10 protein-coding genes are annotated in these 8,638 nt (G+C 51.5%); 8 read left to right on the forward strand and 2 right to left on the reverse strand.

Features of this window, described 5'->3' with window-relative positions; translation table 11 throughout:
• Nucleotides 1-185: 185 nt before the first annotated feature.
• From AC2VLY_RS00630 to AC2VLY_RS00655, 6 genes are all read left to right on the forward strand, one after another.
• Entirely contained in the window at nt 186-1,697 is a 1,512-nt protein-coding gene (locus AC2VLY_RS00630; protein ID WP_486921591.1) for an outer membrane protein assembly factor BamB family protein, read from the forward strand.
• A 23-nt stretch (nt 1,698-1,720) separates the two neighbouring features.
• Nucleotides 1,721-2,809 (forward strand): TQO small subunit DoxD, encoded by a 1,089-nt coding sequence (locus AC2VLY_RS00635; RefSeq protein WP_486921592.1) that lies wholly within the window; start codon nt 1,721-1,723, stop codon nt 2,807-2,809.
• Between the two features lie 33 nt (nt 2,810-2,842).
• Nucleotides 2,843-3,430 carry a DNA-3-methyladenine glycosylase I gene (locus tag AC2VLY_RS00640; RefSeq protein WP_486893566.1) on the forward strand — a complete coding sequence of 196 codons (588 nt, stop codon included), beginning with the start codon at nt 2,843-2,845 and terminating at the stop codon, nt 3,428-3,430.
• A 146-nt stretch (nt 3,431-3,576) separates the two neighbouring features.
• Nucleotides 3,577-3,792 carry a hypothetical protein gene (locus AC2VLY_RS00645; protein WP_193651809.1) on the forward strand — a complete coding sequence of 72 codons (216 nt, stop codon included), beginning with the start codon at nt 3,577-3,579 and terminating at the stop codon, nt 3,790-3,792.
• A 52-nt stretch (nt 3,793-3,844) separates the two neighbouring features.
• Entirely contained in the window at nt 3,845-4,114 is a 270-nt protein-coding gene (locus AC2VLY_RS00650) for a hypothetical protein (protein WP_193651808.1), read from the forward strand.
• 69 nt (nt 4,115-4,183) lie between these two features.
• Complete coding sequence (locus tag AC2VLY_RS00655; RefSeq protein ID WP_486893565.1) at nt 4,184-4,999, forward strand: outer membrane protein assembly factor BamD; 816 nt, start codon at nt 4,184-4,186, stop codon at nt 4,997-4,999.
• 8 nt (nt 5,000-5,007) lie between these two features.
• Here the strand turns inward: AC2VLY_RS00655 and AC2VLY_RS00660 are convergent, their stop codons facing one another.
• On the reverse strand, nt 5,008-6,459 hold the full coding sequence (locus AC2VLY_RS00660) for an MDR family MFS transporter (protein ID WP_300254531.1): 1,452 nt from the start codon (nt 6,457-6,459) through the stop codon (nt 5,008-5,010).
• A gap of 1 nt (nt 6,460) precedes the next feature.
• Nucleotides 6,461-7,564: an AI-2E family transporter gene (locus AC2VLY_RS00665; RefSeq protein ID WP_010638541.1), complete on the reverse strand. Its 1,104-nt coding sequence runs from the start codon at nt 7,562-7,564 to the stop codon at nt 6,461-6,463.
• Between the two features lie 242 nt (nt 7,565-7,806).
• Here AC2VLY_RS00665 and AC2VLY_RS00670 point away from each other — a divergent pair, with 242 nt between their 5' ends.
• Together AC2VLY_RS00670 and AC2VLY_RS00675 are read left to right on the forward strand one after the other, a co-directional pair.
• Nucleotides 7,807-8,052 carry a hypothetical protein gene (locus tag AC2VLY_RS00670; protein ID WP_031575201.1) on the forward strand — a complete coding sequence of 82 codons (246 nt, stop codon included), beginning with the start codon at nt 7,807-7,809 and terminating at the stop codon, nt 8,050-8,052.
• On the forward strand, nt 8,052-8,486 hold the full coding sequence (locus AC2VLY_RS00675; protein ID WP_486893173.1) for a TA system VapC family ribonuclease toxin: 435 nt from the start codon (nt 8,052-8,054) through the stop codon (nt 8,484-8,486). The genes AC2VLY_RS00670 and AC2VLY_RS00675 overlap by 1 nt, the downstream gene beginning before the upstream one ends.
• The last annotated feature ends 152 nt before the right edge of the window (nt 8,487-8,638 follow it).

The raw sequence follows: 8,638 nt of genomic DNA on the forward strand, positions 1-8,638 counted from the left end.
TAACCATGTTTCAATTTTTTACAGTTATATTATTGATATCTTATAGCGAGAGGTTTATGGTTCAGTAACTCCATGATGATACTGAATTATTCATTAAAAAATTAGAATTTTCTAATTATTCAGCACGCCTCATGAGTGCATTTACAACGAGGTTATTCCACATTTTCGATACGTGAGGAGCAGTGATGAAATTCCGCAAGATAGTCATATTATCAGCAGTCAGCATCCTGATTTCCGGGACCGCCTGGGCGCAGACCAATCAGGTTCCCCAGGGTCCCATTAACAATACCCTGGACCCCCAAAGTCCCTTTGCGACGCTATATTTACCGCAAAATGCGCCTCAGGCAAATGATCAGGTCGGTCCTTCAGCGTGGACCCACGCCTATGGAAACCCTCAGCACAATGCCGGATTCCCGGTTGCGCACAACGCGCCCCGTTGGATTCGTGATGGCGTCCGCTGGAATTTCCCTGAAGCCCGGGCCTGGCCGCTCGATGATAACCATCCCTACGGCGAAAAAGTGGATGGCATCAAGGAAGCGCTCCCGGTACAAACCCAGTTTTACGGAAATGCCCTGGGCGTTTCGGTGGTCAAAGGGGTCGTGTATGCGGAAAGCGATGATATGTTCGCTTACGCCGTCAATGCCCAAACTGGCAAGCTGATATGGCGGAGCAGTCCAGTAGCCAACACCCTCATGGGTAACCCTCTGGTCGTCGGCAAAAAGGTCTATCTATCTGCGGGGAGTGTGTCTTTCAATTTTGCCAATGTCATGGAGTATTCCAAGCATCCCAGGCAGGCCGGGCGCGGCAAGGATATCAGTTACAACGGGATTTTCTGCCTGGATCGTCAGGACGGCAAGCTGCTCTGGAGTTTCAAGACCCAGGGTGATGCCATGCCCACCCCGGCCTATGCGGACCACTCGCTTTTCATCAGCACCGGCGACGGCAATATTTACCGGATTCACTCCACAGATGGAAAGGCCATCTGGAAAACCCATGTAGGGGGCATAGCCAACATGTCCAGCCCCGTAGTCTGGAAAAACCATGTCTATGTCTCCATGTCCGTCATCCCCGGTCTTTATGCACTGAATATCAATAACGGCAAGGTGTTGTGGAAGGGTGAAATTCCCGGTGCCGTCAATACCGGCATGGGCGATGTATCCCCCGTTGTGGATAATGGCATTGTCGTCATGGATACCGTGGCCAATCCCAAAATGGTGGATGGCAAACCCACCATGGAAACCCTGGTTAGGGCTTTTAACGCCAATACCGGACAAGTTCTGTGGACAAACAATATGGGACGTGGCCCCAAGATTCCGGCCTTCAAGGGCGGGGTTCCCATGATTCATGATGGGATGGTTTATGTCGGTTCTCCTGTCACCTCGACCTATGAGGCCATGAATCTGCATACCGGTAAAGTGGCGTGGACCTGGCACGTACCCAATCCTGGTCCTGCCGGAGCAGGACGCGGTGCACCGACGTACTATGAAAATATGCTCTATATTTCTACCGGACCGGATATTTATGCCATTCAGCCTAAAACCGGTCAGATGGTTCACGAATATCATGTCGGAGGTCGCTTTGGCATCGTGAATCCCACCATTGTCGGGGGCACCATGTACCTGGGGAACTCGTGGGACTGGATCAATGCCGTACCGGTCAAGGACGTCAATCCGCAATTCAACGCCAACAAGGCTTAAATAAGGCTTAACAGGGGTTCAGAATGGCAACGACCATGAAATCTGCAGCAACCGATCAAGCCACGCAACATGCGTGGCGCATACTGGCCATCGGCATGCTCGCCGTGCGTTTTGTCCAGGGCTGGATTTACTGGGGTGGTGGCTCCCGCCGCTTTATTTATGGCCCCCAGAAAATCAATCCGGCCGGACACTGGATGGCTTACAAGTTTCAAACCGCCATGCCAGGAGCCATTCTTGGCTTGAATCATCTGGTGGCTTTTTTACTGCACCACTTTGTCCTGCTGTATGCGGGCGTCATCATTTTCAGCGCGGTTGAACTCATTTCCGGATTGATGTTGTTATCCGGCTTCATGACCCGCCTCGCGGCTTTTTTAACCCTGGGTCTTTCTTTCTCACTGATGCTGATGTTCGGATGGCAAGGGGCTACCTGTATTGATGAATGGACCATGGCGGCATCCAACTTCGGCATGGGCGTCACCCTGCTCCTCGTTGGTGGTGGTGCATACTCCATTGACAACTGGATGATGAAACGCAATCCGGCTTTGGCCCAGAAAGGCTGGTTTCGCTGGCTGGGAGGCAGCTTACCCCTGCCCCTGTCTGACGGCGCTTTCAAAAAGCTGGCCCTGACCCTGTTCTGGATTGCGGTCATTTTCATTGTCGCCACCTATTCTTACTATCGTGGCTCAGTGATCACCCCCTTCCACGGCGATCCTACCGGCGTGAAGGCCCACCATGTCAAAATGACCGATGTGCGGGTTCTGCCCGATGGTCGCGTGGATGTGCATATGTATATTGATGCAGGAACCGCTTCCGTACCGGCGCATATTATTGCCATCCGTCTGCTGGATTATAATGGCAAAGTCGTGGAGTCCTGGGATGGCAAGCAGCTTTCCCGTCTGAATCCCAAAGATATCCACAATGATTTTGCCTACCAGCAAATTGCTCCGGATAAAATTCTGGGCCTGAAGGCAGGTCTGGGGGCAGAAGCCATGTTGCATCTGCCAGTCAGCAGTATGGGCTTTATCAACACCAGTTCCGGTCCTTACCAGTTGCAAGTACTGAACATCAATGGTCAGAAAGCGGAAGTAAGCGCACAAACCGCCGCTCATTAAGGGTATTTGACGCGAACCGTTCGGCGGGAGACGATGCTGTTTGTTTCTCACCGAACGGATTTTTGTGTGCAACGCTGTGCGTGGGTACCTCTCAACAAAGCAGATTATGTGCAATATCACGATCTGGAATGGGGTGTTCCCGTCCATGATGACCGGCAACTTTTTGAAATGCTCATTCTGGAAGGCAGTCAGGCCGGGCTGAATTGGTACACCATCCTCAAAAAGCGGGCAGCGTATCGTCAGGCTTTTCACCACTTTGACCCTGAAGCGGTGTCCAGGATGCCGGACACAGAGCTGGAAACGCTTTTAAACAACCCGGAAATTATCCGCAATCGCCTGAAAGTCTATGCAGCACGGGATAACGCTCGTATTTTCCTCACCATTCAAAAAGAATTTGGCTCTTTTGATGCGTACATCTGGCGATTTGTCGATGGTCAACCCCTGATCAACCGTCCCGGCAGCATGCTTGAAGTACCCGCCCGTAACGAAATATCGGATGCCCTATCCAAAGATCTCAAAAAACGCGGCATGCGCTTCGTCGGCCCGACCATCATCTATGCCTATATGCAAGCTGTCGGCATGGTCAATGATCACAGCACCGACTGCTTCAAAAGTTTGTAGTCCATAATCCTGAAAACGGCAGTTGCCGTGGGTGCTTTTTGCTCCGTTGTTCCTCGCCTGTTGTTCTTGGCGACATCAGAAAGGCTTGCATTTTCCTTTTTATCGGTTTACTGTATTTATATACAGTAACCGTAAGGAGGCTTATCATGATTACGCATCATTCTACTCTGCAGCTCTGGACCAAAACCATGGGAATCATTGTCTTCGGGGCATTCATCGGTGTCTGGCTCGGCCATCAGGATAAGCACTATCAGCCCGGCCCAAGTTCAGCTATGGAAACTGTCGCAGTCCAGCAAGTGCAGTATTTACCGGCCAGCGCACAAAATCCCGTCATGCCCCAAGATCAGCGTCCACAAATATGAGATCGTGCTAAACTGCTGCGCGACTACCATCCACCATTTGCAGAGGAAAACATTGGAACTTGATCACAAGGCCCGTGAGGCCATTGAAGACATCATCAACCGCCGGGAAGGCATCAATTCCATTCAGGCACAGTTGAAAGAAGACATGAAGGCCATTGCCGAATATCTGGCTGTCAAACCAGCTCAGGTAGCGCGTCTGATTAATCTGGTAGAACGGGAACGCGCCAGGGGAGACGTACTCGAAACCGAACGTGGCGTCATTGATGCCGCTGAATCCATGGTTCCGGTAACCGCTTCTGCCCAAGAGCCTGCACCCATTTAAGGCAGCCGGGGAACTTCTGGCAGATTGTCGGCGTCATACTGGTTGATCCTGAATAATAGTGAACCAGAGATGCCGCCGCTTACCATTCGTACTTACAAAACCGCCTTACCTTCATTTCTTTTTATTTCTGCGCTGATGACCTTGTCTTTGTCCGGTTGCGCCAGCACACCCGATAAAAAGAGCGAGCACATACACGTAGCACCCGTTGCGCAAATGTTCAGACCGGCCCAGGAAGCTCTGCATCGGGGCGATTACGATCGAGCCATCCGGCAATTTGAAAATTTGCAGACAGAATATCCCTACGGCCCCTATTCTGAGCAGTCCCAACTGGATACTGCCTACGCTTATTACCGGTCTGGCGATTCCAAAGCGGCAGCGGCAGCAGCCTCGGCTTTCATCAAGGCACATCCCGCAAATCCACATGTTGTTTATGCTTATTATCTGAAGGCTCTTGCCGAATATGAAGGCATTGAGGGTCCGGAATATACCCCTACTCCCGACTATGAAGCATTAAACACGTTCACCTATCTGGCCAAAACCTTTCCCAAGACACCATACGCAGTCAGTGCCCGACTGCACATTGCCAAAATTATCGACATTCTCGGCCAGCGTAATCTGAATATCTGCAAGTTTTATTATATTCGCGATGCTTATGTGGCTTCCGCCAATCGCTGCAGCAGGGTCATCACTGATTATCAACTCAGCCCGGCTCGTCAAGAAGCGCTCTATTATTTAACCAAATCCTACCTGCATTTGAATTTGAACCAGCAAGCACGGACCACAGCGGCCATATTACATGCCAACTATCCCCAGGGACGATTCACCAAAAGGCTGCGCTCACTTTGGGAACAGGCATCCAAAGCCAGCACAGCCGCCGCCGGTTAACATAGAACTTAACGATCCTGACGTTTTTTCAAAAGAATTTGCATATCTTCCAGAAACCAGGCACCGACAAATGCAGCCAGACTAAAACTGGCAGCTATCAGAAAATCCGTACGCAAGGTCTGAACAATCATGGCAGCGTGTTCAGCAGATGACGCCACGCCGGCCATTAATCCGGAAAAAACGGCACCAAAAGCAGCCACTCCCAAGGTTCCGCCCATGGAGCGAAACAAAGTAACCGTCGAAGTAGCCACTCCTAGATTTTTATGCGGAATCGCCAATTGTGCGGACAACACCAATACCTGCATGGTCATGCCAAGACCAAGGCCCAACAACACCAAGGCAGCGTCGATATGCCACATCGGGGTCTGCTCACCGAGTCTGGAAAGCCAACCCAAAGAAACCGTGATCAGCAGCGCACCGATAATGGGAAACTCCCGATAGCGCTGTTTATGGCTGATCCGCCGCCCGGCCATAATGGACATGGACAACATTCCGACCAAAAGATACAGCAATTCGAGTCCCGACATGGTAGGTGAAAAATGGCGAACATCCTGGAGATAGATGGGTAAAAAACTGATGGAACCCAACATGGCCAGGCCCACAAAAAAAGACAGGATGACACTCAGGGTAAACGTCCTGAAGTTAAAAAAAGACAGTGGTAGCAATGGTTGAGGATGGTGTTTTTCAAAGATGAAAAACCCGGCGAAACTACCCAATCCCAGCACCAGCATCAACCATAATTCGGGAGAATTCCAGGCCAATATCGGACCTGCCAGGCTGGCAAATAACACCAGCGCACTTAATCCCGTAATCAGCAAAACGGTCCCCCAGACATCCATAATCCATTCAGCCGTACGTAGAGGTTTGGGAAAGGCGGTGCCAATAACCAGCAAAGCAAATATGCCAATGGGCACATTAATATAAAAAATCCAGCGCCAGCTCAACGTCTCCACAATAAACCCACCCAGAAAAGGGCCAATTAAAGTGGCCAAACCAAAAGCAGCGCCGACCAGCCCCTGATAGCGGCCTCTTTGGGTTATCGGAATAAAATCCGAAATAGAGGCAATGGCGGTTACCAGTAAGCCACCACCACCAATACCCTGTAAGGCACGAAACAGGATGAGTTCATCAATATTTTGGGCCAATCCCGAAAGGGCTGACCCGGCCAGAAATAATAACACAGCGGATTGCAGCAAATATTTGCGGCCCAACAAGTCACCGAGTTTGCCATACACCGGCAAACAGACCGTGGAGGTCAGCAGATAAGCCGTAACAATCCAGGGCAATTTAGCCAAGCCATTCAGGTCACGAGCAATAGTCGGCAAGGCAGTCGAAACAACAGTCTGATCCATCGCCGCGAGAAAAATGGAGGACAGAATGGCTACAAACATCAGCCGCGCCGACCAATCCAGCTGAAAATTCTTCTCGTTATCGATAGTGTCTGGTTTTATGTCCTGCATATCAACTCGACTGCTCTGCGTCATCACGCTTCCACCCCTGCCACCAGGCCATCAACATGCCCATCAGCATCGGGCCCACAAAAATGCCCAAAATACCCAACACCGAAAGCCCCCCAATGAGTCCCATAAAAATCAGCATGAAAGGCATTCTTGAACGACCACCGATGAGTAACGGTTTCAACAAATTATCTGCCAAGGTGGTAATAATGTTACCGGCAATAAATATCACCAAGGCCAGCAGCGGTTCAGATGCGGCCAACCAGACCCATAAGGTCACACCGGTAAATACTGCCGAAGCACCAAAGGGAATCACGGAAAACACCCCGGATACCGTCCCCCAGATCAAGGCATGTGGCACTCCGCAGGCGGCATATAAGGCCCAAAACAACAGCGCTTCAAACAGACCGGTAATCACGACACTCCAGAAAGTGCCTCGCAAAATATCGAGACCACGGGAAACGACTTTCCACACTTCAGCACCAGCCAGTCCGGTCACCCGTTCGGCCAGTCCCTGAGCCAACGTTTCGCCATGCAACAGAAAGAAAAACAGGAGCAGCAACGCCAGACTGGCATTAAAAGCCGTATCTTCGGCACCGCCAAGAACATTCAGCACCATTTGCCCATGCGCCAGCAACGCATCCGAGCCACTAAGAACCTGCAATCCCGTAAAATGCGGGGCCAAAAGAACACTTTTTGCACTGATTCCTGGTAAAAATGCGCCAAGCCAACCCGTAGCAACGCGCCACAAATGCCGCAACGGATCCAGTAAAATGAGCGGCAAATGCTGACTCATCCAGGCGGGTAGAGCCCAGTGCGATAGTTCTTCCCCAGAAATCCATGGCCCGAGCAAATGCAGACCGCGCAGCACTTCTAAAATCACAAAGGCCAGCGGCAAAAGAATCAAACTGGCCGCAGTCAGTGCAAAAAACAATGCGCCCAAAGGTCGCCATCGCCCCGGTATGCGCGCCACAAAAGGCCAGAAAACCACAGAAAGCACCGCCGACCAGGCCAAGGCTGACCAAAAATCCTGCAAGATCCAAATCAATGCAACAGCAATCAGTAAAATGGGTAACCAACGCTGCACGGATTGAGTACGATCCGTCAAAATGCTGCCCTCGTCTGAAATATCTTTTCCATTATGCCTGAAACTGCATTTTGGAGCGTCATAAAACCGCGCTGACAGTGCGTGCGGCCGAGTGCCGGAAGGCAGAGGGAAAGTAACCGCATTGAACCGGGATATTGATGCCAGTGTCGCTCTGAAGTGTTTAATGATTATTATTGACGACTTCGGAGGCGATGATATAGCATCAAAACATCAGATCATCCAACACGACGAAGGACTGTCTCATGCGTACCACACTGGATATCGAAGACGATGTGCTTGAAGCCGCACGTGAACTGGCGCGGCGTGAGCATATCAGTGCAGGTGCAGCAGTATCCCGACTTTTGCGTGTCGCGTTTACCGGCCATTTCCCCATATCCACAACGCCGCCAGAGACCACTGTAGTGAATGGCTTCCGCCCCATTCCAGCTAATAACCGGCTCGTCACCGATAGTCTTATCGACCGGCTGCGCGATGAATCTGGCCTCTGATGCGCGCCCTGCTCGACGTCAATGTACTGATTGCTCTGCTCGACGCCGCCCACATCCACCACCGCGCTGCCCATCATTGGCTCGCACAGCAGAGTGATGGCTGGGCCACCTGCCCGATTACCGTCAACGGCTGCCTGCGTATCCTCTCACAACCCGGCTATCCTGGAGCTTTGCCTATTGCGGATATCGCTGGGCGGCTAACCGATGCCACCGATTCCCGGTCTCACGCTTTCTGGCCCGACAGTCTCGACCTGCTCCACAACAATTCACTGGACTGGACTAAGGTAATCGGTCACCGCCAAATTACTGATGTCTATCTGCTCGCACTCGCGGTGGACCATGATGGATGCTTTGCGACCTTCGACCGGCGCATTCAGCATAAGGTTTTGCACTCCGCCCGTGAGGAACATCTCGTCATGATTCCAGGCAGATGAACTGAAAGATGTTCACTTGGGCAAAATTTGGGCGCAGATTTGTGCATTTTGAAGATGCCGGGAAAGCCGGCCCCGGCGGGGAAGCGGTCGAGTTCGTCGTTGTCGTAATCGGCCTCGGTGAACCAGTCCTGGTTCCACATGGGATTGGCGAC

The organism is Acidithiobacillus sp. TH-A36 (genome assembly GCF_057473445.1).

Bases quoted from the DNA above. Each gene is read 5' to 3' on its own strand.
- AC2VLY_RS00635 (WP_486921592.1), top strand. From the start codon at position 1,721: ATGGCAACGACCATGAAATCTGCAGCAACCGATCAAGCCACGCAACAT.
- AC2VLY_RS00630 (WP_486921591.1), top strand. From the start codon at position 186: ATGAAATTCCGCAAGATAGTCATATTATCAGCAGTCAGCATCCTGATT.
- AC2VLY_RS00640 (WP_486893566.1), top strand. From the start codon at position 2,843: ATGCTGTTTGTTTCTCACCGAACGGATTTTTGTGTGCAACGCTGTGCG.
- AC2VLY_RS00645 (WP_193651809.1), top strand. From the start codon at position 3,577: ATGATTACGCATCATTCTACTCTGCAGCTCTGGACCAAAACCATGGGA.
- AC2VLY_RS00660 (WP_300254531.1), bottom strand. From the start codon at position 6,459: ATGCAGGACATAAAACCAGACACTATCGATAACGAGAAGAATTTTCAG.
- AC2VLY_RS00675 (WP_486893173.1), top strand. From the start codon at position 8,052: ATGCGCGCCCTGCTCGACGTCAATGTACTGATTGCTCTGCTCGACGCC.
- AC2VLY_RS00655 (WP_486893565.1), top strand. From the start codon at position 4,184: ATGCCGCCGCTTACCATTCGTACTTACAAAACCGCCTTACCTTCATTT.
- AC2VLY_RS00670 (WP_031575201.1), top strand. From the start codon at position 7,807: ATGCGTACCACACTGGATATCGAAGACGATGTGCTTGAAGCCGCACGT.